The following is a 25,553-nucleotide window of genomic DNA, read 5'->3' as shown; positions in this document are numbered from 1 at the left end:
CGGCAGTACCAAGCCCGCGTCTGCCACTACAAACGACGCGGACACACCCCGCCAGAAGCTACCCACCCGTCACAGCAAAGACCGTTGCAGTACTAAGTGCCCTCAGCCGCCGCCGGGTGCCTGGTGGAGGCCGAACGGCGAGCCCTGGTCGTCGCGGCAGAACGCGAAGCGGCCGAACCGCGCCACGGACTCCGGCTCGTCGTCGGCGGCAGGGGTCTCGACCGAGCCGCCCAGCCGCACGACCTCCGCGAGCGCGAGTTCCAGATCGTCGACCCGGAAGAACACATAAGGACTCGCGCCGGGGTCGCCGCCGTGCACCCCGCCGGGCACACCGGGCGCCCGGATCGCGAAACCGCCGCCGGAGGTGACGGTGTCGAATTCCCACCCGAAGAGGCCGCCGTAGAACGTGCGGGCCCGCTCGGGGTCGTCCACCCCCAGCTCGAAGAAAGAGACCTCGCCTGCCATCTCGGACTCCTTTCCCACGCGGTCTTCCGCCATCCTTACCACCCTGCCACCCGGGCCCTTTTTCCGCCCGAGTGGTAGCGGCTTTTGCCCCGGCTTACATTGGACGGAGCGGTCCGAAAGCCCCCTGTCCCTCCTCGTGAGGCGATCGCCATGACGTCCTCTCAGCCGGCGTCGGCCGGCGACCCCGTCCCTCCCGCTCCCCCCGCCCCCGGGCGGCGGCACGGCGGAAACGGGACGGCCCTTCTCGTCATCGCCTCCTGCCAGTTGATGGTGGTCCTCGACATCACCATCGTGAACATCGCCCTGCCGCACATCCAGAGCTCCCTGAACTTCTCCACCACCAGCCTGTCCTGGGTCGTCAACGCCTATACGCTCACCTTCGGCGGCCTGCTGCTGCTCGGCGGCCGGGCCGGGGACATCCTCGGCCGCCGCCGGGTGTTCGTCTTCGGCGTGCTGCTGTTCGTCCTGGCGTCCCTGCTCGGCGGCCTGGCCCAGAGTTCCGGGCAGCTCCTGGCCGCCCGCGCCCTCCAGGGGGTGGGCGGCGCCATCGCCTCGCCGACCTCCCTCGCGCTGATCACCACGACCTTCACCGAAGGTCCGGCGCGCAACAGGGCGTTCGGCGTCTTCGCGGCGGTCTCCGCCGGCGGCGGTGCCATCGGGCTGCTCGCGGGCGGCCTCCTCGTCGAATGGCTCGACTGGCGCTGGGTCTTCTACGTCAACGTGCCGATCGGCCTGCTCATCGTCCTGGCCACCCCCCGGCACATCAGGGAGTCCGAGCGCCACCCCGGCCACTTCGACCTCGCCGGGGCGCTGACCTCCACCCTGGGCATGGCGCTGCTGGTCTACGGGTTCATCCGGGCCGCCCAGGACGGCTGGCGGGACACCCTCACGCTCGCGTCGTTCGGCGCGGCCGTGCTGCTGCTCGCCGCCTTCATCCGCGTCGAGCAGCGCTCCCGGCAGCCGATCACCCCCTTGCGGATGTTCACCGACCGCAACCGCGCGGGCACCTACGGGATCATGCTGAGCCTCGCCGCGGCCATCTTCGGGATGTTCTTCTTCCTCACGCTCTTCGTCCAGAACGTGCTGGACTTCAGCCCCCTGCGGGCCGGACTGGCCTTCCTGCCCGTGAGCGCCGTCATCGCGGTGGGCGCGGGGCTGGCCTCCCAACTGCTGCCGAAATACGGCCCGAAGCCCTTCATGGTGGTGGGCGCGCTCCTCGCCGCGGCCGGGCTGTCCTGGCTCACCCTCACCGATATCCACTCCACCTATCTCGGAAGCATTCTCGGGCCGATGCTCCTCTTCAGCCTCGGCATGGGCATGCAGTTCGTCTCGCTGACCCTGATGGCCGTCTCGGGGGTCGCCGCGGGCGAGTCCGGCGCGGCCTCCGGACTGCTCAACGCCACCCAGCAAGTGGGCGGTTCGCTGGGCCTGTCGATCCTCGTCACCGTCTTCGGCACCGCCAGCCGCAACGAGGCGAAGGACCGGATGCCGCAGTTCCTCCGCGACGCCACTCCGCAGGACCGGGCCGCCTTCGAACGGACCGGTCAGCTGCCCCGGCCGTGGGGCGACCAGGTGCTCACCTCGGGAGTCTCCGCGGCGTTCGTCGTCGCCGCGGCCTTCACGGCCGTCGCCGCCGTGATCGCGCTGTTCGCCATCCAGGTGCGCCCCGCCGACCTGGAACGGCTCCAGGGCGGCGGTTCCGTGCCCGCCGGCCCGCCCGCGGCGGAGCGGACCGCCGGGCGGCAAGCCCCGGACCCCGGCGGCCGGGAGGACGGCGGCCGTAGCCCGTGAGGCGCCCGGCCTCTGACGCACCCGGCCTCTGACGCGCCTGGCCCGGACATACCCCGCCCCCGGCATACCGCACCCGCGCCCCCCGCGTGGCTCCGATGGGCGAACCGGGCGAGCGTCGCCCCGGGCGCGCTGCCAGGATCCGGAATATGCGCCTCATACGATCTGCGGCCGGATCGCGGAAGAGCGGCGGCCGGCCCCTCGCCCACGCACTGATCGTGTCCCTGCTCCTCGTGAGCGCCGTCGCCTGCGCCCCCTGGGAGCTGCCCGGCGCCTCCTCGGAGGACGGCCAGGCGCCGCCCGGCCAGTCGCCCCGGCAACGCCAGGCCACCGCGAAGAAATGGGGCCTGGACCAGGCCCCCCTCCTGGCGCCCCCGCCCCCCGCGGTCAAGCCGCGGCTGACCACCCCCCAGTGGCTCTCCCGGGGGCCCGGGCTCATACCCGTCTTCACCCACGTGCCGACCACCGAGAAGATCGTCTTCCTCACCGTCGACGACGGCGCCGTGAAGAACCGGGCCTTCCTGCAGATGGTGCGCGAGCTGAAGATACCGGTCAGCGCCTTCCTCACCCACGCGTCCGCGCGCGGCGACTACGGCTACTTCCGCGAGCTGCACGCCGCGGGCGTCGCCGTCCACAACCACACCCTGAGCCACCCCCAGATGTCCGAGCTCTCCGACGACGAGCAGCACACCGAGATCTGCGGCCAGCAGCGGATCCTCCAGCGGGAGATCGGGGCGCGCCCGACACTCTTCCGCCCGCCCTTCGGCGACTTCGACCGCGACACCCTCACCATCGCCGAGGAATGCGGCGCCCGGGCGGCACCCCTGTGGAACGAGGAGGCGTTCGCCGACCGGATCGAGTACCGCAACACCGGCGGGAAGCTCCGGCCCGGCGACATCATCCTCAGCCACTTCAACGGCCCCGAGCAGTGGGACGGCGGCTCCATGACCGACATGCTGCGGCTGGTGCTGCGCCGCGCCACCGCACAGGGCTTCGCCCTGGCCCGGCTGGAGGACTACGTCTGAGCCCGAAGGGAGGCCCGGCCCGTCAGGCGGCCCCGTACGCCTCGCCGCCGAGCTCCAGGCGGGCCGTACCGGCGGTGGTGTCGGCCAGCCAGGACCGGAAGCCCGCCACATCGGCCTCGGGCAGCCCGACCTCGATGCGCACCTCGGCCCCGTAGGCCACCTCGCGCACCGCCCGCCCCGTGGCCCGCAGGTCGTTCTCCAGCTTGCCCGCCCGCTGGTGGTCGACGGTGACCGTGGCCAGCCGGAACCGGTGCCGGGTCACCGTCCCCAGCGTGTCGAGCGCTTCGCCGACGGCACCCCCGTAGGCGCGGATGAGCCCGCCCGCGCCCAGCTTGACCCCGCCGAAATAGCGGGTGACGACGGCGACGACGTACCGGACCTCGCGGCGCAGCAGCATCTGGAGCATCGGGACACCCGCGGTGCCACCGGGCTCACCGTCATCGCTCGCCTTCTGGACCGACCCGTCGGCCCCGAGGACGTAGGCGAAGCAGTGGTGGCGGGCGGTGGGGTGCTCCTTGCGGACCCGGGCGATGAACGCCTGGGCCTCCTCCTCCGTCGCGGCGGGCGCGAGCGCGCACAGGAAGCGCGACTTGTTGATCTCGATCTCGTGCACGCCTTCGCGGGCGACCGTCCGGTACTGCTCCATCCGGCCACCCTATGCCGCCGCGCCGGGCCGCCGCGCCGACGGGAATGATCAGCGGCGGACGCTCGTTGAGCGGGCATGTACGCAGAGGCGGGGATCATCCGGAAGATCATCGAGCGGACCGGCGACACCTGGGCCGTCGTGGGCCTGTCGTCGAACCGGCAGCGCGCGGCGTTCGGCGTCGCCGAGGTGCTGCGGCGCCACGGCAAGCGCGTCGTGCCCGTCCACCCCAAGGCCGAGACGGTCCACGGCGAGCGGGGCTACGCCTCCCTGGCGGAGATCCCCTTCCCCGTCGACGTCGTGGACGTCTTCGTCAACAGCGAGCTCGCGGGGCCCGTCGCCGACGAGGCGGTCGCGATCGGCGCCAAGGCGGTCTGGTTCCAGCTCGGCGTCGTGGACGAGGCGGCCTACGAGCGGACGCGCGCGGCCGGCCTCGACATGGTGATGGACCGCTGCCCGGCGATCGAGATCGACGCCCTGGGCCGCGCCGGCGGGCGCCCCGGCGCGCCCCGCCCCGGGAACGGACCGCTCCCCGCCTGGTGAGCCGCGGCCGGGGCGAGGACCGCGCGCGGCTCCCCGGGCGCGGCGCGCTGTCGACCCCTGCCCCGGCCGGCACCTGCCCGGTACCGTGGCCCCATGCCCGCACTCAACATTGAATTCACGGAAGAGGAGCTCGCGGCCATCCGCGAGGCCGCTGCCGCGGACGGGAAGAGCGTCAAGGCGTACGTGCACGACCTGTCCGTGCGCGAGCAGCAGCGGCGCCGCTTCGTGGAGCGGGCCGCGAAGTTCTGGAACGAACACATAGAGGAATTCGACGCCGCCTTCCCCGAGGAGGCGCCGCCGTCCGAAGGCGGTGCGGCTGCCTGATGACGCTGCTCATCGACCTGCCCTGGCTCCTGGGCGTACAGGAGCAGAAGCTGTACGAAGAGCCCGCCGTCCACGACTACACCGCGCTCGCCGCCGCCGTCTCCCGGCACGCCTTCGACGTCGCGAAGTTCGACCACGAGCCCGACGCCGCCTGGCGCGCCGCGTCCCTGATGCACACCCTCGTCCGGCTCCAGCCGCTCCCGGTGCGCAGCAGCCTCTACGCGTGCATGGTCGTCGTCGCCTACATGGCGGCCGCGGGCGAGGGCATCGACCCTCCCTACGGCTCCATAGTGGACCTGGCGCGGGACATCAAGGAGTACCGGGTCGACGTCTACGAGTGCGCCGACCGCATCCGCACCTGGCGCATCTGACACGGCCGGGGCGGGCCCCCGCCCCGGCCGCTTCCGTCCGGCGGCGGTCAGAGCACCGACAGCTCCGCCACCAGGTCGTCCAGCCCCAGCGAGCCCTGCGACAGCGCCGCCATGTGCCACGCCTTCGCGTCGAACGCGGCGCCGTGCGCCGCGCGGGCCGCCTCGCGGCCGGCCAGCCAGGCCCGCTCGCCGAGCTTGTAGCCGATCGCCTGCGCCGGCATCCCGAGGTAGCGCGTCATCTCGCTCTCGACGACGTCCGCGGGACGGCCGCTGTGCAGGCCGAAGAACTCCTGGGCCAGCTCCGGCGTCCAGCGCTCGCCGGGGTGGAACGGCGAGTGGGCGGGGATCTCCAGCCCCAGGTGCATGCCGATGTCGACTATCACGCGTGTGGAGCGCATCATCTGGGCGTCCAGGTAGCCCAGCCGGCGGGCCGGGTCGGTGAGGAAGCCCAGCTCGTCCATCAGCCGCTCCGCGTACAGGGCCCAGCCCTCGGTGTTCGCGCTGACGCCGCCGACGGTGGTCTGGTAGCGGGAGAGCCGGTCCGCCATGTGCACCCACTGCGCGAGCTGGAGGTGGTGGCCGGGCACGCCCTCGTGGTACCAGGTGGACACCAGGTCGTACTCCGGGAAGCGGGTCTCGCCCATGGTGGGCAGCCACGTCCGGCCGGGGCGGGAGAAGTCCTGGGACGGCTCGCTGTAGTACGGGGCCGAGGCGCCGCCCGGGGGCGCGATGCGGGACTCCACGCGCTTGACGGGCTCGGCGAGGTCGAAGTGCGTGCCGTCCAGGGCCTCGATGGTGTCGTCCATCAGCTTCTGCAGCCAGACCCGGACCTCCTCGACGCCTTCTATGTGCCGGCCGTGGACATCGAGGTGGGCCAGGGCCTCCCACGGCGTCACCGCGCCCGGCAGGACCTTCTGCGCCGCCTCGCGCATCTCGCCGAGGACCCGGTGGAACTCCGACCAGCCGAACGCGTACGCCTCGTCCAGGTCGAGGTCCGTGCCGTTCCAGTAGCGCGACCAGACGGCGTACCGCTCCCGGCCCACCACGTCGGGGGAGCCCTCGACGGCCGGGGCGTAGACGTCGCGCAGCCAGTCGCGCAGGACGGCCAGGCCGCCGGTGGCCGCGGCGGCGCTCTTGTCCAGCTCCGCGCGCAGCGCCTCGGGCCCCGCGGCGGCGAACTCCGCGAACCAGCCGCCGCCCGTGCCGATCCACTGCTCCAACTGCCCCAGGACGGTGCTCACCTGGCGCGGGCCGCCCGGCAGCTTCTGGTCCAGGCCCTCGGCGAGGGAGGCCCGGAAGCTGTCGAGTGCCGCGGGGACGGCCCGCAGCCGCTCGGCGATCGCCGCCCAGTCCTCCTCGGTGTCGGCCGGCATCATGGTGAAGATCTCGCGCACCGCGTGCAGCGGCCCCTCGATGTTGCTGACGGCGCGCAGGTGCTCGCCCGTGTCGTGCACGGCCAGTCCGGCGGTCAGCCGCTCCCGCAGCAGCCGCCCGCAGCGCCGCTCGATGTCGCGCTCCGCGCCCGGCATCAGCTCGGCCGCCGCGAGGCGGTCGAGGGTGGCGCGCGCCAGGTCGGCGCGGGCCCGCGCCCCCGCCGGTGAGTAGTCCGGCAGGCGCCGCGCGGACCGCGCTTCGCCCAGGAACGTGCCGGTGATCGGGTCGAGTTCGACGAGCGCGTCGACGTAGGCGTCGGCTACCTGGCGCGGGAGAAGGTCATGGGTGGTGTTCGGCATGCGGTCATCCTCGTACGTGGGGTGCTGCCGCGTCACCGGCTTTTACCGGGCCCGGGAGGCCGGTGCGCCCGCGGCCCGGGAGGGGGCCGGCGCGGGGGCGAGCCGGGCGGTGATCACGAGGGTGCCGTCCTCGATCTGGTAGTCCAGCGGCAGGCCCAGGCCCCGCATCGCCGCGACCATCCCGGTGTTGGAGGACCGGGTGACCGCGTAGACGCTCTCGCAGCGCGCCTCGGTGGCCAGGCCCACCAGCCGGCGCAGCAGCTCCCCGCCGACGCCGCGCCGCTGCCACTCGTCCTCGACCAGCAGCGCGACCTCCGTCTCGTCGCCGTCCCACAGCAGGTGCCCGAGGGCCACGAGCCGCCCGGACGCCGTGTGGACGGCCAGGGTGCGGCCGAAGCGGGGGCTCAGCAGGTGGCGGAGGTAGCGGTCGGCGTCCCCGGCCGGCCCGTGGTAGCGGCGGGCGAGCGTCGCGGGGGAGCAGCGGTCGTGCATCTCGCGCGCCGCGGCGAGGTCACTGATGCCGGCGCGCCGGACACTGATCGCGTTGCCCTCGGGCAGCGTCATGACCTCGCTGCGCGGCGGCACCCGCGGGCCCAGGCGCGCGTCCAGCTCGACCAGCGCCCGGGCGCGGGCGAACTCGGTCGGGGTGAACGGCAGATACGGGCGCTCGACGGTGATCGACCCGCCGGAGGGGTCCCGCAGCCGCATCACCGTTCCCTCCCACATCCCCTCGGCCGGCACCGGCTCGGCGGCGCCGCCGCGGGCCGGGCGGGCGGGGACCGAGCGGATCGTGCACCGCCCGAACAACTGCCGCAGCGCCAGCGGAAGCTCCGCCGCGTCGAGCGCCGTGCGGGTGGCCAGGGTGAGCGCCCGGGTGGGCGCGTCCACCAGGTCGTGGGCGTCGGCCCGCTCCAGCCAGGTCTCGCGGCCGCCGCCCGCGGTGGCGGCCGCGGCCAGCTCGGTGGCGGCGAGGGCGGCGGGGGCGCGCAGCAGCAGCTCGTCGACGGTGCCGTCGGCCAGCGGGTGCGTCTGCAGGGACAGGATGTCGATGTGACGGTGTGCCAGAGCCACGCACAGCGCGGCCAGGCTCCCGGGCTCGTCGCGGACGGTCGTGCGCATCCGCCACAGCGCCGTGCCGCCTTCGGGAGCCCGGCCGGCCTCGGGCGCGTCGGCGGCAGGGACGGCGGCCGGGCGCGCGGCGGTGGGCACCGGGCGGGTGCGGCGGCGCCGGGACCACCAGGTGTGGAAGGCGGCCGTGGCCAGCAGCGCGGCGGCCGAGCCGGCCAGCAGCACCGGGCCGTCGGGGCCGTGCGCGACGGTGTCGGCCACGCAGTGGGCGGTGGCGGCCGCGCCGAACAGGGCGGCCGGCTCGACCAGATCCCGCCGCCAGTGGTGGGACCGGGAGCTCTCGGTGGGGATCTCGTCCGTCATGGCCCCACCCTGACCCAGCGGTGTTGCGTGATCACGAACAGCTTGTGACCGATGGGTAAAGCACGCCTCTTGTCGGCAACTGCCCGGATTCTCACCCGGATCCGTACGACATGCCCTGGTCGGCCCTCAGCCGGCGGAGGTCTCTGCCGGCGGCTCGCCCGCCCGGAGGTCGGCGAGGGCGTCCTCCACGCCCCGGTGGAACGTCGGATAGGCGTAGATCATGTGCCGCAGCGCCTCGACGGGCACCTCGGCCTGGATCGCCACCGCCGGACCGTACATCACCTCGCCGCCCGCCGGGCCCACGGTGGTCGCCCCGACCAGCACGCCCCGGTCCAGGTCCTCGACCAGCTTCACCAGGCCCTCGTTGCCCGCCTTGTGGATCCAGCCGCGCGCGGTGGACGGCAGCCGGGCGAGCCCCGTCCGCACCCGCAGCCCCCGCTCCCGGGCCTGGCGCTCCGTCAGGCCCACCGCGCCGACCTCCGGGTCGGTGAACGTCACCCGGGGCAGGGCGCGGTAGTCGGCGTCGGGCCCCGGCCGGCCCAGCACCGCCCGGACGACGATCTGCGCCTCGTACATCGCCACGTGCGTGAACGCCCCGTGCCCCGTCACATCGCCGACGCCCCACAGCGCGGGGGCGGCCAGCAGCCGGGCGTCGACCTTCAGCGCCTTCGCCCCGGGGTCCAGGCCCACGGTCTCCAGGCCGAGCCCGGAGAGGTCGGCCCGGCGGCCCGTGGCGACCAGCAGCCGCTCCGCCGTCACCTCCGTGCCGCCCTCCAGGGCGAGCGTGAAGGTGTCGCCGGCGTGCCGCACTCCGGACGCCCGCGCGCCCGTCCGCACCGTCACGCCCTCCCGGCGCAGCACGCCGGCCAGCAGCTCGCCCGCTTCCGGCTCCTCGGCCGGCAGCAGCCCGTCCATGGCCTCGACGACCTCGACGCGGGTGCCGAACCGGGCGAAGACCTGGGCGAGCTCCAGGCCGATCGCCCCGCCGCCGAGCACGATCAGCGACCGGGGCGGCTCCTTCGCGGCGACGGCGTCGCGGTTGGTCCAGTACGGCACGTCCGCGAGACCGGGCACCGGCGGGACGGACGGCTTGGTGCCGGTGGCGATCACGACCCCGCGCCGCGCGGCGAAGACCTCGCCGCCCGCCTCCACCCGGCCGGGGCCGGCCAGCTTCCCGCGCGCGCGGACCAGGCGGCCGCCCTTGCCGGTGAAACGGTCGGCCGCGACCTGGTCGTTCCAGTCGTCCGTGGCCTCGTCCCGGATGCGGCGGGCCACGGGGGAGTAGTCCGGCGCGACCTCGGCCGTACCCGCGAGGCCGGGGACGCGCCGCGCCTCCGCCAGGGCGTTGCCGGCCCGGATCATCATCTTGCTCGGCACGCACCCCCAGTACGGGCACTCGCCGCCGACGAGCTCCGCCTCCACGCCCACCACGCTCAGACCGGCCTCGGCGAGCGTGCCCGCCACGTGCTCACCGCCCGGGCCCATCCCGATGACGACGACATCCACCTGCTCGGCCTCGGCCATGGCACCGCACCTTCCGCTCGCGCCGTCGGGTGCTCCCCACCTTCCCACCCGCTACCGGTGGCGTCACTGTGCGACGCGCCCCGGCTGGAGCACCCTGGTGAACAGCACCCCACCGCCCTCCTCGCGCAGCGGGACGGTCAGCCGGCCGCTGTTCCCGTCGACGGCGACCTCGCCGAAGAACCGGCTGCCCTGCCCCGGCGGGACGTTCGCGGCGGCGGGCGCTCTGACGAACCGCTGCTCGGGGCCGAAGGCGTCGTCCAGCCTCACCGCGGGGAAGCCCCGCGTACCCACACCAGGCCCGAGGACGTCGTCACCTCGCCGCTCTGCACACCCCACCGGGCCTCCGCCGGCCCGAGAGGGCCTGCGCCGTGACGGTGCCCGCCGCGGCCGGCGGCACCGCCGACGGGGGAGGTCCTGACCAGTTCCCACCGGCGGCGGGTGCCCGGTGGCCGAACGCGCCGTGAACACGCGCCGTGAACACGCGCCGTGAATACGCGCCGTGAATAAAAAGCCTCCCCGCGCCTCAGCGCGAGGCGTCCAGGATGACGCGGGCGGTCAGCGCCGGGTCGTCACTCATCGCCACATGGCCGCAGCCCGGCAGCCGGACGAGCCGGGCGCCCGGTATCACCTCTTTGGCGCGGACGCCCTGGCGGCGCAGCAGCAGCCGGTCGCGGGCGCCCCAGGCGATCGTGACGGGGATGTCGGGGATGTCGTCCGTGAAGCGCACCGACCGGCCGACGCGCAGGGTGGCGTCGAAGCCCGTCGACTCGCGCATCGCCCGGGTCTCCGCGGTGACGGAGTCGGGCGTGCGGCGGCCCGGCCGGGCGTAGAGGGTGCTGAGCATCGCGGCCCGGCCCGCGGTCGTCCGGGCCAGTCGGGCGACGGCCCCCGGCGGCAGCGTCAGCGCGCCGCGCCGCAGGGCCCACAGTATGCCGAAGGCGTAGCGGCGCTCGGCCTCGCTCCAGAACCCGGCGGGGGAGATGGCGGTGACGGACCGGACGAGCTTCTCGCGCCCCAGTTGCAGGGCCACCAGCCCGCCGAGGGAGTTGCCCGCGACGTGCGGCTGGTGGATGCCGAGGGCCTCGAAGAGCGCGCCGAGTACGGGCACCACGCCCGGCAGGCCGTAGGGGATCCCGTCGGGCAGGGCGGGGGACTGCCCGAAGCCGGGCAGGTCGACGGCGATCACGTCGCGCTCGGCGGCCAGCAGGCCGGCGACCGGATCCCACACCTGGAGGTGGTGGCCGATGCCGTGCAGCAGGACCAGGGGCTCCCCGGCGCCGAGCCGCTCGTAGACGACCTCGACCGTGCGCTCTCCGGCGGGGGTGTCGATGGGAAAGGAAACCGTGTCGGCCATGACCTGACTCCTCGTCATCGCGGTGTCTTCCGAGACAGGATGTCAGTAACGGTTACCACTGGGTAGACCATTGCCGGGCGTTACGCGTGCGGTGAGCGGCCTCATATGGACAAGGCCGGACCGGGTCGGCTGGGATGGGTGGTGTGACCACACGCGACGACACCGCCCTCGACACCTTCGAGGCGCACCGCGCCGTCCTGACCGGCGTGGCCTACCGGATGCTGGGCCGTGTCGCCGACGCCGAGGACGTGGTGCAGGAGGCGTGGCTGCGGTGGTCGGGCGCGGACCGCGCGGACGTGCGCGACGCGCGCGGCTACCTGGTGCGCATCACCACCCGGCTGGCTCTCGACCGGCTCCGCCAGGTGCAGTCCCGGCGCGAGGCGTACATCGGGCCGTGGCTCCCCGAGCCGATCGCCACCGACTTCGCCTCCACCGTTCCCGACACCGCGGAACGGGCCGTCCTCGCCGACTCCGTCTCGCTCGCCGTCCTCGTCGTGCTGGAAGCGCTCTCCCCGCTGGAGCGCGCCGTCTTCGTGCTCCGCGAGGCGTTCGGCTTCCCCTTCGCGGAGATCGCCGTCACGCTCGACCGCTCGGAGGCGGCCGTCCGGCAGCTCGCCGGGCGGGCCCGGCGCCACGTCGAGGAGCGCAGGCCGCGCTACGCGGTGGACCCCGCCGAGCGGCGCGACCTCACGGAGCGGTTCCTGGCCGCCGCCACGGGCGGCAGCATCGGGGAGCTGATGGAACTGCTCGCCCCCGGCGTGCGCCTGATCGGCGACAGCGGCGGGAAGTCCAAGGCGCCGCTGCGCGTCCTGGAGAGCGCCGACAAGGTCGGGCGGTTCCTCATCGGGGTGGCGCAGCGGGGTCTGCCCGGGGCGGAGTTCCGCTTCCTGGAGCTCAACGGCGCCCCGGCCGTGCTCGTCCTGTCACAGGGGCGGCCGGACACCGTCTTCAGCCTGGAGGTCTCCGACGGCCGGATCACGGCCGTCTACGTGCAGCGCAACCCCGACAAGCTCACGGGCCTGCGGCTCTGACCCGTGCGAGGGCACCTGCGGTGCCGGGGCCCCGGCCCGGGGCCCGGGGCTCGCGCCGCTCAGAGCCCGCCGGCCACGCGCAGCACGGCGCCGGTGGTGTACGACGCCTCCGGCGACAGCAGCCAGGCGACCGCCCCCGCGACCTCGTCCGGCTCGCCGGGGCGGCCCATCGGCACCCGGCCGGCATCGCGCCACGGCCGCTGCGGGTCGCCCATCGAGGCGTGGATGTCCGTGACGATCATGCCGGGCTGCACGGAGTTGACGCGGACGCCCTCCGCGGCCAGCTCCTTGGACAGGCCCGTTGTCATCGCGTCCACGGCGGCCTTGCTCGCCGCGTAGTGCACGTACTCGCCGGGGCTGCCCAGGGTGGCGGCGCCGGAGGAGATGTTCACGATCGCGCCGCCCCGCCCGCCGTGCCGGGTGGACATCTCCAGGGCCGCCCGGCGGGCACAGATCAGAGCCCCCGTCACATTGACCTCGACGACCCGGCGCATGCGCTCCACCGGTGTCTCGGTGAACCGGCCCAGCAGCCCGGTGACGCCCGCGTTGTTCACCAGCCCCGTGACCGGCCCCAGCTGCTCGCGCGCCGCGTCGAACAGCGCGTCGACATCGGCCTCGACGCTGGTGTCGGCCCGGACGGTCACGCACGAGGCGCCCTCGGCGCGCACCGCCGCCGCCGTCTCCTCGGCGGCGTCCCGCGCCCGCTCGTACCCGAGGGCGAGATGGTGGCCGGCGCGGGCCAGCCGCACCGCGACCGCCGCCCCGATGCCCCGGCTGCCGCCCGTGACCACGGTGACCTGCTGCAACGTCCTACCTCCAGTCGTACGACCTGATGATCGACGACCGTACCGAAAGGTACTGACGGGTACTGACAATCACGGCATTGGTCTTGACCAAGTCTGTCCACAGCCCTAGGGTCGCAGGCATACTGCAACAACCTTTAATAAAGAAGCGCGCGAAACGCCTTTGCGGAGGATCAGGGTGGGGACCACGCAGCTGGAAACGGTGCCGGAGCCGAAGTACTGGCACCTGAAGACCGTGCTCACCGAGGCACTCGACTCCGAGTTCGCGGTGGGGGAGATCCTGCCCAACGAGCGTGAGCTCGCCGCCCGCTTCGGCGTCGCCCGGGCCACGCTCCGCCAGGCGCTCGAACAGCTGGAGCTGGAAGGCCGCCTCCAGCGCCGCCGGGGCGTCGGCACCACCGTCGCCCCGCCCCGCATGGGCGTGGCCGTCGGCGACGCCGGGCACGCCTGGCCCGGCGCGGACACCGACGCCTGGCAGCCGGTCGACTCCGTGGAGGCGCCGCCGCCCCAGGCCGTCGCCCGCCTCCTCGGCACCGCGGCCGGCGAGGACGTGCACACCGTCCGCCGCACCCGCAGAACCCACGCCCAGCCCGTCGCCGCCGAGCTGCTGTACGTGCCGGCCGCCGGCGTCCCCGGCCTCGCCGGGCTCGACACCCTCCCGGGGGCGGCCCGCGCCCGCGCGGTCCTGCGCGAGCTCCAGCGCCTCGAACTGGAAGGCCAGGACCGGGCCGTGGAGCTCGGCTCCGCCCGCGCCGACGACGCCAAACAGCTCGACCGGCTGCCCGGGGCGCCCGTTCTCCTCGTCACCACCCGCTACTTCGCGGCCGGCCGCACCGCCGCGGTCTCCGTGGCCACCTACCGGGCCGACACCTGCCGGCTCACCTTCGGCGACACCGGGATGCAGCTGCTGGCCGGCTGACGCGCCCGCCCCGGCACCGGCTCAGCGCCGGGCCGTGACCGTGCTCTCGACCGCGAACAGCTGCTCCTCCACGTGGTCGAGGGCCAGCCGCAGCGCGCCCGTCGCCACCGCCGAATCGCCGAGCAGCGACTGCGCCACCTTCGGCGGCCGCAGACAGTAGCGGGCCAGCTCGGCCCGCAGCGGCTCCAGCACACCGCGGAGCCCCGCGGCCCAGCCGCCCACCACGACCAGCTCGGGATCGAGCGCCAGGACCAGCGCCGCCACGTCGTGCACGAGCTGCCGCATGAACCGCTCGACGGCCGCCCCGGCCCGCTCGTCGCCCTCCCGGGCCAGGGTGAATACCCGCGCCACCTGGGCCTCGTCCAGCGGGTGCAGCGGCTCACCCGTCGTGGAGAGCACCTCCTCCGGGCTGGCCTGCCGGCCCAGCAGGTGCAGGGCGCCGATCTCTCCGGCCGCGCCCCCGAAGCCCCGGTGCAGCCGCCCGCCGATCAGCGACCCGGCCCCCGGGCTCAGCCCGGCCAGGACGAACACCACGTCGTCCGAGCCGATCGCCGCGCCCTTCCAGTGCTCGGCCACCGCGGCCGCGTTGGCGTCGTTCTCGACGAGGACGGGGCACCGGAACGAGCGCCGCAGCCGGTCGCCGAGCGCCAGCCCGGTCCAGCCCGGCAGCGCCGTGCCCAGCCGGACCCTCCCGTCGGCCTCCACGATGCCGGGGGTGCCCACGCCGACCGCCCGCAGCCGGCTGCGCGGCACGCCCGTGCGCTCCAGCAGCTCCGCCGTCACGGACCGGACCCGGTCCAGGCGTTCGTCCGCCGACGCCGTCTGCGCGACCTCCGCGTGCGCCGAGCCCGTGACCCGGCCGCCCAGGTCCGCCATCAGCGCGGCGATGCGGTGCGGGCCGATCTCGATGCCCAGCAGGTGCCCGGCCTCCCGGCGGAACCGGAAGCGCCGCGCCGGCCGCCCCTGGCGCCGGGCCTCACCGCCCTCGGCGGGGGCCTCCACCACCAGACCGGTGTCCATCAGCCCCTCGACCACACCCTCCACGGTCGGCCGGGACAGGCCCGTCACCTTGACCAGGTCGGTGAGTGTGGGAGAGGCGGGCGGAGCCGCGGAGCGCAGCGCGTGCAGCACCACGGCCGAATTGATCCGCCGCAGCAGGGACGGATCCCCACCGGTGAGCCGCCCCAACGTGCCCGCCTCCTCGCTTTGCGCACCCTTTGCTGTCCTGGCGGATCGTATCGGGTGATACGCGGGGCGGCGAGCCTTGGGACCGCACCCGCGGGCACCGGACCATTCGGGTCCCCTTCCCGTGCTGACGTGCGGGTTCACCGATCCCGGGCCCGCGAGCGGCACTCCGCGGAACCGCGCCGCCGGGAAGCGCGTGTCACCCGGTGGCCGCCGCGGCGGCACGCAGCCGCTCGTACTCCTCGGTCATCCGCGGCAGCGGCCAGTGGGCGTTGAGACCGCTGGGGTTGGGCAGCACCCAGATCCGGGTGGCGCCGATCGTGCGCTCCTGCGGTCCGATCACCGCGTGCTTGTCGTCGAACGCGATCCGGTACGCGGTGACGCCGACGACGGCCAGCCACCGGGGCCGCAGCCGGGCCACCTTCTCGGTGAGCAGCAGCCCGCCCTCGCGGAACTCCTCCTTGCTCACCTCGTCGGCCCGCGCCGACGGCCGCGCCACCACATTGGTGATCCCCAGCCCGTACGACAGGAGCTCCTCCTGCTCGGCCGGGGCGAGCTGCCGGGGCGTGAAGCCGGACCGGTGCAGCACCGGCCAGAAGCGGTTGCCGGGCCGGGCGAAGTGGTGGCCGGTGGCGGCGGACATCAGCCCCGGGTTGATGCCGCAGAAGAGAACGTGCAGATCCTCCGCGACCACGTCGCCTATCACGGTCGGCCCCTCCTTGATCAACACCGAAGACGGATGTCCCGATGATACGCGGCGACCCCGGGCCCGGCCGGTGGCTGACGACGCCCCCCCCCGCACGCGGACCGCCCGTGGCGGTGCCGGACGACGGCACCGCCACGGGCGGTCTCGGGGAGCGGGAGGAGTCAGAGGATCGAGCCCGGCGTGTACGCCGCGGCCTCCGGGTGCCGCTTGGCGATCTCCTCGATCCGTGCGACGACCAGGGAGACCTGGTCGGCGGCGGCACCGGTGAAGGACAGCTTGTCGGCCATCAGCTCCTCCAGGCCCGCGCGGTCCAGCGGGATGCGGTCGTCGGCCGCCAGCTTGTCGAGCAGTTCGTTGCGCTCGGCGCCCTGCTCGCGCATCGCCAGCGCGGACGCCACCGCGTGCTCCTTGATGGCCTCGTGCGCGACCTCGCGGCCCACGCCCGCCCGCACCGCGCCCATGAGGACCTTGGTGGTGGCGAGGAAGGGCAGGTAGCGGTCCAGTTCGCGGGCGATGACGGCGGGGAAGGCGCCGAACTCGTCCAGCACCGTCAGGAACGTCTCCATCAGCCCGTCGAGCGCGAAGAACGCGTCCGGCAGCGCGACGCGGCGCACCACCGAGCAGGACACGTCGCCCTCGTTCCACTGGTCACCGGCCAGCTCGCCCGTCATGGAGGCGTAGCCGCGCAGGATCACCATGAGGCCGTTGACGCGCTCGCAGGAGCGGGTGTTCATCTTGTGCGGCATCGCGGACGAGCCGACCTGGCCCGGCTTGAAGCCCTCGGTCACCAGCTCGATGCCGGCCATCAGCCGGATGGTCTTGGCGAGCGAGGAGGGGGCGGCGGCCAGCTGCACCAGCGCGGTCACCACGTCGTAGTCCAGCGAGCGCGGGTAGACCTGGCCGACGGAGGTGAAGGCGTCCGAGAAGCCCAGGTGGCCGGCGATCCGCCGCTCCAGCTCCGCCAGCTTCGCGGCGTCGCCGCCGAGCAGGTCGAGCATGTCCTGGGCGGTGCCGACCGGGCCCTTGATGCCGCGCAGCGGGTAGCGGGCCAGCAGCTCCTCGACCCGGCCGAAGGCGACCAGCAGCTCGTCGGCGGCCGTCGCGAAGCGCTTGCCGAGGGTGGTGGCCTGGGCGGCGACGTTGTGCGAACGGCCCGCCATGACCAGCTCGGCGTGCTCGCCGGCGAGCTTGCCCAGCCGGGTGAGGACGGCCACGGCGCGGTCCCGCACGAGCTCCAGGGAGAGCCGGATCTGCAGCTGCTCGACGTTCTCGGTGAGGTCGCGGGACGTCATGCCCTTGTGGACCTGCTCATGGCCGGCGAGGGCGTTGAACTCCTCGATCCGCGCCTTCACGTCGTGCCGGGTGACCTTCTCGCGCTCGGCGATCGAGGCGAGGTCGACCTGGTCGAGCACCCGCTCGTAGTCGGCGAGGGCGGCGTCCGGCACCTCGATCCCAAGATCCTTCTGGGCACGGAGCACGGCGAGCCACAGCTGCCGCTCCAGCTTGACCTTGTACTCGGGGGACCACAGGACGGCCAGCTCCGTGGAGGCGTAGCGGCCGGCGAGGACGTTGGGGATGCGGGGCTTCGAAGACGCAGCAGTCACGTGACCGGAGCATACAGGCCGCCCGGTGGCGTCCACCCTCGTCCATGCGGTCGAGGAGCCCCAGGTGAGGAGGCTTGTCGGTGCTTGTGTCGCGCCGCACACGGGTGGGCCTCCTTGAGGCGGGTCTCGGTGGTCCGGGCCTCCGGCCGGGGTCGCCAGGCCGGCCGGAGGCTTGTGCTGCCCGGGGGCCTCCCGGGTATGCCGGGCAGCACCGCCACCCCGCGAAGGGGCCGCTTCGGGTGGGGGTGGCGTCCGGTGCCGTCTGCGGCCCGCCAGGGCGGTCGAGGCCGCGGACGGCGGTCACGGGGGTGTTTGATGTTTTTTCGCGCACGTGGCGTGGGCGAACTGCTGGTAGCCGGCGCCGGTGCCTTCGGGGAGGTGGGTGATCCGGGTGGCGTTCGCCGCCCATTGCCGGCAGTAGCAGCACCAGCCGGCGGGAGTGTGCGCGGTGCGGGCCGCCTCGGCTTCCCGTTCGGCCGGGGTGGCGCACGCGGGGCACGCGTACAGCTCGGTGGTGCCGGCGTGGACGCCGTGCCCGTCGGGGACGGTGCCGATGAGCACGGACTGGTAGAGGCGGTAGCCGCAGCGGGCGCAGGCCCAGCCCTGTAACTGGTCAAGGGTGAGACGTGACGGGTCCGTGACGGGGCGGGTCACATTGCCCGCCAGGCTGCTGTCGGTGGGTCTGCTGCTCACCCGCACAGCGTTGCGTTCCATGGGCATCCGGCTCGATACCCAGTCGGTAATCTCACGGTGAGATGACTTTCACGGTGGGTGGGGGCACGGGTGTCGGCTGCACAGGTATCGATTGAATTGCCCGAATGGGCTTGGCAGCGTGCGGAGATCAGGCAGGCGCTGCGGTCTCGGAACGTGGGCGCATTGTTCCGGCATGTGCAGCAGTACGGCGGGGTCAGCCAAGCGAGAATCGCCACGGCGGTCGGGATGGGACAGGCTCGCGTCAACGAGATCATCAACGGCCGCCGGGAAGTGGCGCGGCTGGATGTGTACGAGCGGATCGCGGACGGGCTCAGCCTTCCTGACGACGCTCGGCACCTCCTGGGCTTGGCGGCCGGCCGGGAAGTGCGCAGCGGAGGTACGGCGTTTGATCTGACTGCCTTCCCTGAAGTGGTCCGTGTCTACTCCTCGCAGGCGTCGGCGGCCGAAGAGATCCAGCGGCAGGCCCGCAGCGCGACCGAGGTGGACGTCTTGGCGGTACGCGGCCTCGGTCTGATCGGCCTCAACGACTCCCTGCTGCGCGGGCCCGTGTCAGGAGCCGGGACGCCGCTCCGCATCCGGGTGCTGCTGCTCGACCCGGATGCCCCTGCTCTGGCCAGACGGGCGGCGGAAGTCGGGGAGTCCGCAGAGTCCATGGCGAGCGGGGTGCGGCTGGCCGAAGCCCGCTTACAGGAACTCACAGGCGCGCGCGATGTACGGGTGTACCGCTACCGGATGCTGCCCACGTGGCGTGTCATCCGCCTCGACTCCACCATGTTCGTGTCTGCCTTCGATGCGGGGTGGGAAGGTCATGAGTCGGCGGTGTACAAGGTGATGGAGACACCGCACGGGCCCCTGTACCGGGGATGCCGACGCATGTTCGAGGCGCTCGTCGAAGACGGGGAACGCACCGTCTGAACGAAGGGGGTAATCCGTTGATCGAGGCGGAGCGAAAGGCCCGGGTCCATGACCCGGAAGGCGTCATGCGGCAGTTGGATGCACGCGCCTCCGGGCGCTCGGACGTCTACCGGGACACCTACTACGACGACCCGGCCGGCACCCTGGAGAAGGAAGACCGTGAGCTGCGGGTGCGTACCGTGCACGGGCCGGATGGCACCCTGTCTTTCCTGACCTACAAGGGCGCGCGGGTCGACGAAGCGTCGGGGTCGAAGCCGGAGGACGAGACCGGCGTCATGGACCCCGATGCGGTGCACGCTATCCTTCGTGGACTCGGCTATATCCCTGTCATCGCGTTCGAGAAGCGGTGCCGGAACTACAAGTTCGACGCCCGAGGCAGGGAGATGGTGGCGACCCTGGTGCGGGTGCCGGAGATCGAGGGCACGTTCATCGAGCTGGAGACCCAGACCGTCGAGGGTGACCTGCTGCCCGCTCTCGACGACATCCTGGCGGTACTCGGGGAACTGGGCATCAGCAGCGCTGATCTGACCACGGAGCTGTACACCGACGCCGTGCGCGCTCGCCGCAACTGAGAGGCTCTGAAGGCGTGAACATCAATGCGCCTTCATTTCGATCCCGTCGGGCCCCGTCACTCAACTTCGGCCCGACCCTGCACGCCGCACGGGAGCGGGCGGGTCTCAGCCTGCGGGAGACGGCCCGCCAGGCCGGGGTGTCGGTCGGCTAAATGATCTCGCCCTGCCGCTGAACGCGCGGCAGCCGCGGGAGTGCGTCTACCGGACCCTGCCGGCGATTCACGCAGGTCGGCGCCCCGCCCGGTTCCTGCGTTGTTACGAGCGCATCCCGGGCCCCGCGGCGTCCCCGTACGGCAGCAGCTCCGCGCGCTTGGCCGGCCGGCCGTCGCCGCTGGAGCGGCCCGTCAGCCGCCTGCCGATCCACGGCACGAGGTGCTCGCGGGCGAACCGGGCGTCCGAGGCCCGGCGTGCGGCCCACCCGGGGCTCACCGACGGCGGCAGCGGCTCGCGCCAGTCGAACGCGGCCTCGTTCCCCAGCGCCTCCCACACGGCCTCGGCCGTCCGCCGGTGCCCCTCGGTGTTCAGGTGCAGCCGGTCCTCGGCCCACAGCCGGGGATCGCCCAGCACCTCGGCGCCGTAGAGGTCCACGACCAGCGCGCCGTGCCGGGCGGCCAGCTTGTCCACGAAGTCGAACAGCTGCTCCATCCGGGGCCGGAACTTCTCCAGCACCGGGCCGCGCCGGCCCGGGCTGCGCATCAGCACGAGCTGCCGGCAGGCCGGCGCGAGCCGGTCGGCGGCCTCCGCCAGGCGGGCGCACACCAGGTCCACGTCGCATTTCGGCCGCAGCACGTCGTTGAGGCCGCCGACCAGCGTCACCAGGTCGGCGCCCATCGCGGCCGCCACGGGCGCCTGCTCGTCGGCGATCTGGCCGATGAGCTTCCCGCGCACGGCGAGGTTGGCGTACCGGAAGCCGGGGGAGCGGGTCGCGAGCCGCGCCGCCAGGAGATCGGCCCAGCCGCGGTACGAGCCGTCGGGGAGCCCGTCGGACATGCCCTCGGTGAAGCTGTCGCCGACCGCGACGTAACTGGTGTAAGTGGCATTCATCTGCATGGCGTCGCGATCCTACTCCCCGGGGCGCCGCACGCGGGCGGCGCGGGCCCGCGCCGTGCTGTCATCGCCGCGATACGCCGACTGCCCGGCGCGGTGTGCCGGCCGTGAGTCCCCGGGGCGAGGAGCACCCGGCCCCGGTGTCGCGGAACGGACGGTGCCGTTGGCGACGGACCGCCACCGAAGGTGGCGGGGCAGGGCGGGGGCGCCGGCCCGCGATATGCCGGAGGCCGGCCCCGACGTCACCGCCGGGGCCGGCCTCCGGCCGGAGCGCCGCGCCTACCCGTGCCGGCCGACCAGCTCCCGCAGCACGTCCTCCAGCGTGACCAGTCCGGCCAGCCGGCCGTCCTCGCCGATGGCCGCCGCGAGGTGGGTGCCGGTGCTGCTCATCGCCGTGATCACGTCGTCCAGCGGCATGGCCGCCCGCACGGTCGCGATCCGGCGCATCCGCTGCAGCGGGAACGGCAGGTCGCGCGGCTTGGCGTCCAGCGCGTCCTTCACGTGCAGGTAGCCCAGGATCCGCCCGGAGTCGTCGATCACGGGGAACCGGGAGAACCCCGACGCGGCGGAGAGCCGCTCCAGGCCCTCGGGGGTGATCCCCAGCGGGGCGGAGACGACCCGCTCCACGGGGGTCACCACGTCCTTGACGGGGCGGCTGCCCAGCTCCAGGGCGTCCCGCAGCCGCTCGGTCGCCCGGTCGTCGAGCAGCCCCGCCGCGCCGGCGTCGGCGACGATCCGGGCGAGCTGATCGTCCGAGAACGTGGCCGTCACCTCGTCCTTCGGCTCGACCCGCAACAGCTTGAGCAGGGCGTTGGCCAGCGCGTTGATGGTGAAGACCACCGGGCGCAGGGTACGGGAGAGGGCGACCAGCGGCGGGCCGAGGAAGAGCGCGGTGCGCACCGGCTCGGCGAGCGCCACGTTCTTCGGCACCATCTCGCCGAACAGCATGTGCAGGTACGTCGCCACCGCGAGCGCGATCACGAACGACACCGGGTGGATGAGCCCCTCCGGCAGCCCCACCGCATGGGAGACCGGCTCCAGCAGATGGGCGATGGCGGGCTCCGCGACCACACCGAGCACCAGGGTGCACAGGGTGATGCCGAGCTGGGCGGCCGCCATCAGCGCCGAGATGTGCCGCAGCCCCCACAGGACACTGTGGGCCCGGCGGTCGCCCTGGTCGGCGTACGGCTCGATCTGGCTGCGGCGCACGGAGATGAGCGCGAACTCGGCGCCCACGAAGAAGGCGTTGACGACCAGGGTCGCCAGGCCGATCAGCAACTGCACGGCGGTCATCGGCCGGCCTCCTCGTCCGGCTCCGGGACGAAGCCGGCCGGCGGGGCCGTCAGCCGGACCCGGGCCGCGCGGCGGCCCGAGGCGTCGACCACGTCGACGCGCCAGCCCGCCACCTCCACGGTGTCGCCCTCGGCCGGGATCCGGCCGAGCTCGGTGGCGACGAGGCCGGCGAGCGTCTCGTACGGGCCGTGCGGCGCCCGCAGGCCGATGATCTCCAGCTGGTCGGTGCGGGCGGCGCCGTCCGCGTCGTAGAGCGCGCGGCCCGCGGTGTCCGTGCCGGCCGGGGCCAGGTCGGGCAGCTCGTCGGGGTCGTGCTCGTCGCGGACCTCGCCGACGACCTCCTCGACGATGTCCTCCAGGGTGACGACGCCCGCGGTGCCGCCGTACTCGTCGATGACGACGGCCATGGTGCGCTTGCCCGACAGCCGGTCCAGCAGCCGGTCCACGGTCAGCGACTCCGGGACGAGCAGCGGCTCGCGCAGCATCGCGGTGACCGGGTGGCGCGGGCGCTGCTCGGCCGGCACGGCCAGCACGTCCTTGATGTGGGCGACGCCGACGACGGTGTCGAGGCTGCCGCGGTACACCGGGAAGCGGGAGAGCCCGGTGGCCCGGGTGGCGTTCGCGACGTCCTCCGCGGTGGCGTCCGTGCCCAGGGCGGTGACCTGCACCCGGGGCGTCATCACGTTCTCCGCCGTCAGCCGGGAGAGGTTCAGCGTCCGGATGAACAGCTCGGCGGTGTCCGCCTCCAGCGCGCCCTCCTTGGCCGAGTGCCGGGCGAGCGCCGCGAGTTCCTGCGGGCCGCGGGCGGAGGCCAGCTCCTCGGCCGGTTCCAGGCCCATCCGGTGCAGGCTGCGGTTGGCGGTGTTGTTGAGGTGCCGGATGAGCGGGCGGAAGGCGGCGCTGAACGCGCGCTGCGCCCCCGCGACCTTTCTGGCCACCGGCAGCGGGCGCGAGATCGCCCAGTTCTTGGGCACCAGCTCGCCGATCACCATCAGCACCACCGTGGAGAGCACGGTGCCCAGGACCAGCGCGGTGGAGGAGGCCGCCGAACGGGACAGGCCGACCGCCTCCACCGGGCCGGTGAGCAGCGCCGCGATGGACGGCTTGGAGATCATGCCGATGATCAGGCCGGTGACGGTGATGCCGAGCTGGGCCCCGGAGAGCTGGAAGGTGAGGCCGCGGACGGCCTTGAGGGCACTGTCCGCGCCGCGGTCGCCGCCCTCGGCGGCCCGCTCCAGCTCGCCGCGCTCGACAGTGGTGAGCGAGAACTCCGCCGCGACGAAGACGGCGCAGGCCAGCGTCAGCAGCAGGGCGACCACCAGGAGGAGCACTTCGGTCATCGGTTCACCTCCGTCCCATGATCGGACAGGGGAGGAAGGATCGCGCGATGTCGACTACTGGGAGGCTCGCCCATGGGCGGACGCTCACACCTTTCACTGAGGGGATGTACGGGTGACCATTAATAGTAAAGGAGCTGCAAAGCAAACGGCGGGCCGGGCGTGCCCGGCCCTGCCGCCCGCTCCGGGGCCCTGTGCGGTTCGGCTGCCCCCGAAGAGGCGCGGGGAACCGCGCGACCGGTCACGGCGCCCCCGCGGATGATGCGCCCGGTGTCCGGCGGAGCGCTCAGGTGCCCCGCAGCTCCTCCATCACCGGGGCGAATTCTTCCAGGGCCGGCTCCAGGACGGTGAAGTAGGTGAAGCCGAAGCGCTCCCGGTGGCCGCGTATCTGATCCGCGATGTCCTTGACCGTGCCGGCCAGGAGGGCCGGCAGCTCCAGCACCTCGTCCTCGGTGAGGGCGGGCGCGTACGAGGCGACCTCGCGCGCCTTCGCCCGCCGGTCGGCGCCGACGGCCACGACCTGGGCCAGGTAGTTGAGCTCGGCGGGCGTCTCGCGGTCCGCGGCGAAGCGGTGGTAGACGGCCATCCGCTCCTCCAGGACGGCGGGGCTCAGCAGACGCAGCACCCCCTGCTCGTCGGTGCTCGCTCCGGTGAACGCCGCGATGTCGGCGTGCCGGGCGGCCAGCCGCAGCATGCGGGGGCCGTTGCCGCCGAGCAGCAGGGGCGGGCGCGGTGCCTGCGCGGGCCGGGGCGCGTGGTCGGGGTCGGTCAGCAGCCGGTCCAGCTCGGTGACGGTGCGCTCCAGGTGGTCCACGCGCTCGCGCGGCGAGCCGAAGGGCAGTCCGGCCGTGTCGTGCTCCTCCTTCACATAGCCGGTGCCCAGGCCCAGCTCCAGCCGCCCGCCGGTGAGTTGGTCGGTGGTCGCCACCTCGCGGGCGAGCAGGGCGGGGTTCCAGAACCCGGCGTTGAGCACGAACGTGCCCAGCCGCGGCCGTTCCGTCGCCTCGGCCGCGGCGACCAGCGAGGGGAACGGGGCGGGCATGCCCAGGTGGTCGGGCACGAGGATGACGTCGTACCCCAGGGCCTCGGCGCGGCGGCATTTCTCCCGCCACTCGGCGGCGGAGCCGGGCGTGAGCATATTGACGGCAAAACGGAATGGACGTGCCATGGGTCCCCCTCGGACGTTGATGATCCAAAATTACCGGAGGCTCTCTCCGTTTTACTGCCGGGGGGCCCGCTCGTGACCGGAGTCACGGCCGGCCGCCCCCGGCCGGCGCGGCCGGATCCCGCTCGGCCGGCCGACGGGCCACCCCCAGAACGCAGGAGGACGCCGGTGTCGCCACCCGCGACCGCGGCACCCGCAGCTTGCTGTACGCGCCGAGCTCGAACCCGGCCGCCTCGATCGACGCCAGCGGATCCCGCGCCGTGTGGCACCCGCCGAACAACAGGGGCCAGCACGTGCGGTCCAGGGCCCGCTGGGTGGCGGCCATGGCCCGGCCCTCCGCCAGGCCGTGCTCCAGGAACCGCAGCTCACCGCCGGGCCGCAGCACCCGTCGCAGCTCCGTCAGCGCCCGCCGGACGTCGCGCACCGAACACAGCACCAGCGACACGACCGCGGCGTCGAACGCCTCGCTCTTGACCGGCAGCGCCTCCGCCGTCCCCGGCACCACGTCCACCGGGACCCCGGCCCGCACCGCCGCGTCCACCGCCAGCCTGCGCAGCCGCCGTTCGGGCTCGATCGCCACCACCTCGGAGACGGTGCGCGGGTAGTGCGCGAAATTCAGCCCGTTGCCGGCGCCGATCTCGATCACCCGGCCGGACAGCCCGGCCAGCAACTCCCGCCGGTGCGCGGCCACGCCGCCCCGCTCGTCGACGAGCGGGCTCCACCGGGCGTAGAGGCGGGAGAAGACCGGATGGTGCACGGCGTCGTGCGGTGTCGTGGTGCTTCTGCGCGGCATGGCACACCCCTTCCCGGGGGGATACGACGGCTACCGCGATTCTTCCCCCGGCCACGACACCGCCACCGTCGGCACGCCGCCTCCTTCAGGTACGGCTGCGGTGCCGTGCCCGGCGGGTGGCCCGACTGCGGGCCGTCGTTGCCGCGTTGCCGCCTACGGCGCGTCCGTCGTTGCCGCTGCGGCGGCGGGCGCCCTGCGGGCGCGTCCTCCAGTTCCCCCAGCTACCGCTGGGGGTGCCCCCAGGAGGTGCCCCCGGACGGGCTGGTAG

Annotated in this window: 25 protein-coding genes and 1 pseudogene; 9 read left to right on the top strand and 17 right to left on the bottom strand. The window is 73.8% G+C overall.

The window, feature by feature from the left end; all coding sequences use genetic code 11:
- Positions 1-102: 102 nt before the first annotated feature.
- Positions 103-465, bottom strand: coding sequence for a VOC family protein (locus ABZ951_RS29015; protein WP_344092490.1), 363 nt, complete (start codon positions 463-465; stop codon positions 103-105).
- Between the two features lie 150 nt (positions 466-615).
- On the opposite strand from ABZ951_RS29015, the gene ABZ951_RS29010 reads away from it, so the two are divergent.
- Positions 616-2,256: an MFS transporter gene (locus ABZ951_RS29010; RefSeq protein ID WP_344092491.1), complete on the top strand. Its 1,641-nt coding sequence runs from the start codon at positions 616-618 to the stop codon at positions 2,254-2,256.
- 146 nt (positions 2,257-2,402) lie between these two features.
- Entirely contained in the window at positions 2,403-3,278 is an 876-nt protein-coding gene (locus ABZ951_RS29005) for a polysaccharide deacetylase family protein (protein WP_344092493.1), read from the top strand.
- 22 nt (positions 3,279-3,300) lie between these two features.
- On the opposite strand, the gene ABZ951_RS29000 is transcribed toward ABZ951_RS29005, so the two are convergent.
- A complete protein-coding gene (locus ABZ951_RS29000) occupies positions 3,301-3,924 on the bottom strand; it encodes a YigZ family protein (RefSeq protein ID WP_344092495.1) in 624 nt (207 codons plus the stop codon).
- A 75-nt stretch (positions 3,925-3,999) separates the two neighbouring features.
- Between ABZ951_RS29000 and ABZ951_RS28995 the strand changes: the two genes are divergently transcribed.
- From ABZ951_RS28995 to ABZ951_RS28985, 3 genes are all read left to right on the top strand, one after another.
- Positions 4,000-4,464 (top strand): CoA-binding protein, encoded by a 465-nt coding sequence (locus ABZ951_RS28995; protein WP_344092497.1) that lies wholly within the window; start codon positions 4,000-4,002, stop codon positions 4,462-4,464.
- A 93-nt stretch (positions 4,465-4,557) separates the two neighbouring features.
- The gene (locus tag ABZ951_RS28990) at positions 4,558-4,788 is read left to right on the top strand and encodes a hypothetical protein (RefSeq protein ID WP_344092499.1); all 231 of its coding nucleotides are present in this window, start codon (positions 4,558-4,560) and stop codon (positions 4,786-4,788) included.
- Positions 4,788-5,159 carry a toxin Doc gene (locus tag ABZ951_RS28985; protein WP_344092501.1) on the top strand — a complete coding sequence of 124 codons (372 nt, stop codon included), beginning with the start codon at positions 4,788-4,790 and terminating at the stop codon, positions 5,157-5,159. The genes ABZ951_RS28990 and ABZ951_RS28985 overlap by 1 nt, the downstream gene beginning before the upstream one ends.
- A 47-nt stretch (positions 5,160-5,206) precedes the next feature.
- Here ABZ951_RS28985 and ABZ951_RS28980 read toward each other — a convergent pair whose 3' ends face one another.
- The 5 genes and pseudogenes from ABZ951_RS28980 to ABZ951_RS28960 all read right to left on the bottom strand — a co-directional run bounded on the left by ABZ951_RS28980 (position 5,207) and on the right by ABZ951_RS28960 (position 11,201).
- On the bottom strand, positions 5,207-6,892 hold the full coding sequence (locus ABZ951_RS28980; protein ID WP_344092503.1) for a DUF885 domain-containing protein: 1,686 nt from the start codon (positions 6,890-6,892) through the stop codon (positions 5,207-5,209).
- Between the two features lie 42 nt (positions 6,893-6,934).
- Entirely contained in the window at positions 6,935-8,323 is a 1,389-nt protein-coding gene (locus ABZ951_RS28975) for a GNAT family N-acetyltransferase (RefSeq protein WP_344092505.1), read from the bottom strand.
- Between the two features lie 126 nt (positions 8,324-8,449).
- The gene (locus ABZ951_RS28970) at positions 8,450-9,847 is read right to left on the bottom strand and encodes an NAD(P)/FAD-dependent oxidoreductase (RefSeq protein ID WP_344092507.1); all 1,398 of its coding nucleotides are present in this window, start codon (positions 9,845-9,847) and stop codon (positions 8,450-8,452) included.
- Positions 9,848-9,910: 63 nt separating this feature from the next.
- A pseudogene (locus ABZ951_RS28965) lies at positions 9,911-10,123 on the bottom strand (alkaline phosphatase); the annotation flags it as partial.
- 247 nt (positions 10,124-10,370) lie between these two features.
- Positions 10,371-11,201 (bottom strand): alpha/beta hydrolase, encoded by an 831-nt coding sequence (locus ABZ951_RS28960; protein WP_344092509.1) that lies wholly within the window; start codon positions 11,199-11,201, stop codon positions 10,371-10,373.
- 143 nt (positions 11,202-11,344) lie between these two features.
- On the opposite strand from ABZ951_RS28960, the gene ABZ951_RS28955 reads away from it, so the two are divergent.
- On the top strand, positions 11,345-12,232 hold the full coding sequence (locus ABZ951_RS28955; protein WP_344092511.1) for an RNA polymerase sigma-70 factor: 888 nt from the start codon (positions 11,345-11,347) through the stop codon (positions 12,230-12,232).
- Positions 12,233-12,291: 59 nt separating this feature from the next.
- On the opposite strand, the gene ABZ951_RS28950 is transcribed toward ABZ951_RS28955, so the two are convergent.
- Positions 12,292-13,038: an SDR family oxidoreductase gene (locus tag ABZ951_RS28950; RefSeq protein WP_344092513.1), complete on the bottom strand. Its 747-nt coding sequence runs from the start codon at positions 13,036-13,038 to the stop codon at positions 12,292-12,294.
- A 175-nt stretch (positions 13,039-13,213) separates the two neighbouring features.
- Between ABZ951_RS28950 and ABZ951_RS28945 the strand changes: the two genes are divergently transcribed.
- The gene (locus tag ABZ951_RS28945; protein ID WP_344092516.1) at positions 13,214-13,954 is read left to right on the top strand and encodes a GntR family transcriptional regulator; all 741 of its coding nucleotides are present in this window, start codon (positions 13,214-13,216) and stop codon (positions 13,952-13,954) included.
- 21 nt (positions 13,955-13,975) lie between these two features.
- Here ABZ951_RS28945 and ABZ951_RS28940 read toward each other — a convergent pair whose 3' ends face one another.
- The 4 genes from ABZ951_RS28940 to ABZ951_RS28925 form a co-directional block, all read right to left on the bottom strand.
- Positions 13,976-15,142, bottom strand: a complete 1,167-nt coding sequence (locus ABZ951_RS28940; RefSeq protein ID WP_344092519.1) for an ROK family protein — start codon at positions 15,140-15,142, stop codon at positions 13,976-13,978.
- Positions 15,143-15,338: 196 nt separating this feature from the next.
- Positions 15,339-15,842: a G/U mismatch-specific DNA glycosylase gene (gene mug / locus ABZ951_RS28935; RefSeq protein ID WP_344092593.1), complete on the bottom strand. Its 504-nt coding sequence runs from the start codon at positions 15,840-15,842 to the stop codon at positions 15,339-15,341.
- A gap of 164 nt (positions 15,843-16,006) precedes the next feature.
- Complete coding sequence (gene purB / locus ABZ951_RS28930; protein ID WP_344092521.1) at positions 16,007-17,449, bottom strand: adenylosuccinate lyase; 1,443 nt, start codon at positions 17,447-17,449, stop codon at positions 16,007-16,009.
- 300 nt (positions 17,450-17,749) lie between these two features.
- Entirely contained in the window at positions 17,750-18,142 is a 393-nt protein-coding gene (locus ABZ951_RS28925) for a hypothetical protein (protein WP_344092523.1), read from the bottom strand.
- 90 nt (positions 18,143-18,232) lie between these two features.
- On the opposite strand from ABZ951_RS28925, the gene ABZ951_RS28920 reads away from it, so the two are divergent.
- Complete coding sequence (locus ABZ951_RS28920; RefSeq protein WP_344092526.1) at positions 18,233-19,078, top strand: helix-turn-helix transcriptional regulator; 846 nt, start codon at positions 18,233-18,235, stop codon at positions 19,076-19,078.
- 17 nt (positions 19,079-19,095) lie between these two features.
- A complete protein-coding gene (locus tag ABZ951_RS28915) occupies positions 19,096-19,650 on the top strand; it encodes a class IV adenylate cyclase (RefSeq protein WP_344092528.1) in 555 nt (184 codons plus the stop codon).
- A gap of 255 nt (positions 19,651-19,905) precedes the next feature.
- Here ABZ951_RS28915 and ABZ951_RS28910 read toward each other — a convergent pair whose 3' ends face one another.
- The 5 genes from ABZ951_RS28910 to ABZ951_RS28890 all read right to left on the bottom strand — a co-directional run bounded on the left by ABZ951_RS28910 (position 19,906) and on the right by ABZ951_RS28890 (position 25,285).
- Complete coding sequence (locus ABZ951_RS28910; RefSeq protein WP_344092530.1) at positions 19,906-20,700, bottom strand: SGNH/GDSL hydrolase family protein; 795 nt, start codon at positions 20,698-20,700, stop codon at positions 19,906-19,908.
- 276 nt (positions 20,701-20,976) lie between these two features.
- The gene (locus ABZ951_RS28905; RefSeq protein WP_344092532.1) at positions 20,977-21,990 is read right to left on the bottom strand and encodes a hemolysin family protein; all 1,014 of its coding nucleotides are present in this window, start codon (positions 21,988-21,990) and stop codon (positions 20,977-20,979) included.
- Positions 21,987-23,330: a hemolysin family protein gene (locus ABZ951_RS28900; RefSeq protein WP_344092535.1), complete on the bottom strand. Its 1,344-nt coding sequence runs from the start codon at positions 23,328-23,330 to the stop codon at positions 21,987-21,989. The genes ABZ951_RS28905 and ABZ951_RS28900 overlap by 4 nt, the downstream gene beginning before the upstream one ends.
- 283 nt (positions 23,331-23,613) lie before the next feature.
- Positions 23,614-24,495, bottom strand: a complete 882-nt coding sequence (locus ABZ951_RS28895) for an LLM class F420-dependent oxidoreductase (RefSeq protein WP_344092538.1) — start codon at positions 24,493-24,495, stop codon at positions 23,614-23,616.
- Between the two features lie 82 nt (positions 24,496-24,577).
- Positions 24,578-25,285, bottom strand: a complete 708-nt coding sequence (locus ABZ951_RS28890) for a class I SAM-dependent methyltransferase (RefSeq protein WP_344092541.1) — start codon at positions 25,283-25,285, stop codon at positions 24,578-24,580.
- Positions 25,286-25,553 lie beyond the last annotated feature (268 nt).

It is taken from the genome of Streptomyces sp. NPDC046215, assembly GCF_040646215.1.
Taxonomy (GTDB): Bacteria; Actinomycetota; Actinomycetes; order Streptomycetales; family Streptomycetaceae; genus Streptomyces; species Streptomyces stramineus.
The sequence above is the reverse complement of the archived record's forward strand: the minus strand, read 5'-3'. Positions and strand labels throughout refer to the sequence as shown.

Coding starts and splice junctions, on each gene's coding strand:
- ABZ951_RS29015 (WP_344092490.1), bottom strand. CDS start 465: ATGGCAGGCGAGGTCTCTTTCTTCGAGCTGGGGGTGGACGACCCCGAG.
- ABZ951_RS29010 (WP_344092491.1), top strand. CDS start 616: ATGACGTCCTCTCAGCCGGCGTCGGCCGGCGACCCCGTCCCTCCCGCT.
- ABZ951_RS29005 (WP_344092493.1), top strand. CDS start 2,403: ATGCGCCTCATACGATCTGCGGCCGGATCGCGGAAGAGCGGCGGCCGG.
- ABZ951_RS29000 (WP_344092495.1), bottom strand. CDS start 3,924: ATGGAGCAGTACCGGACGGTCGCCCGCGAAGGCGTGCACGAGATCGAG.
- ABZ951_RS28995 (WP_344092497.1), top strand. CDS start 4,000: ATGTACGCAGAGGCGGGGATCATCCGGAAGATCATCGAGCGGACCGGC.
- ABZ951_RS28990 (WP_344092499.1), top strand. CDS start 4,558: ATGCCCGCACTCAACATTGAATTCACGGAAGAGGAGCTCGCGGCCATC.
- ABZ951_RS28985 (WP_344092501.1), top strand. CDS start 4,788: ATGACGCTGCTCATCGACCTGCCCTGGCTCCTGGGCGTACAGGAGCAG.
- ABZ951_RS28980 (WP_344092503.1), bottom strand. CDS start 6,892: ATGCCGAACACCACCCATGACCTTCTCCCGCGCCAGGTAGCCGACGCC.
- ABZ951_RS28975 (WP_344092505.1), bottom strand. CDS start 8,323: ATGACGGACGAGATCCCCACCGAGAGCTCCCGGTCCCACCACTGGCGG.
- ABZ951_RS28970 (WP_344092507.1), bottom strand. CDS start 9,847: ATGGCCGAGGCCGAGCAGGTGGATGTCGTCGTCATCGGGATGGGCCCG.
- ABZ951_RS28960 (WP_344092509.1), bottom strand. CDS start 11,201: ATGGCCGACACGGTTTCCTTTCCCATCGACACCCCCGCCGGAGAGCGC.
- ABZ951_RS28910 (WP_344092530.1), bottom strand. CDS start 20,700: ATGCAGATGAATGCCACTTACACCAGTTACGTCGCGGTCGGCGACAGC.
- ABZ951_RS28905 (WP_344092532.1), bottom strand. CDS start 21,990: ATGACCGCCGTGCAGTTGCTGATCGGCCTGGCGACCCTGGTCGTCAAC.
- ABZ951_RS28900 (WP_344092535.1), bottom strand. CDS start 23,330: ATGACCGAAGTGCTCCTCCTGGTGGTCGCCCTGCTGCTGACGCTGGCC.
- ABZ951_RS28895 (WP_344092538.1), bottom strand. CDS start 24,495: ATGGCACGTCCATTCCGTTTTGCCGTCAATATGCTCACGCCCGGCTCC.
- ABZ951_RS28890 (WP_344092541.1), bottom strand. CDS start 25,285: ATGCCGCGCAGAAGCACCACGACACCGCACGACGCCGTGCACCATCCG.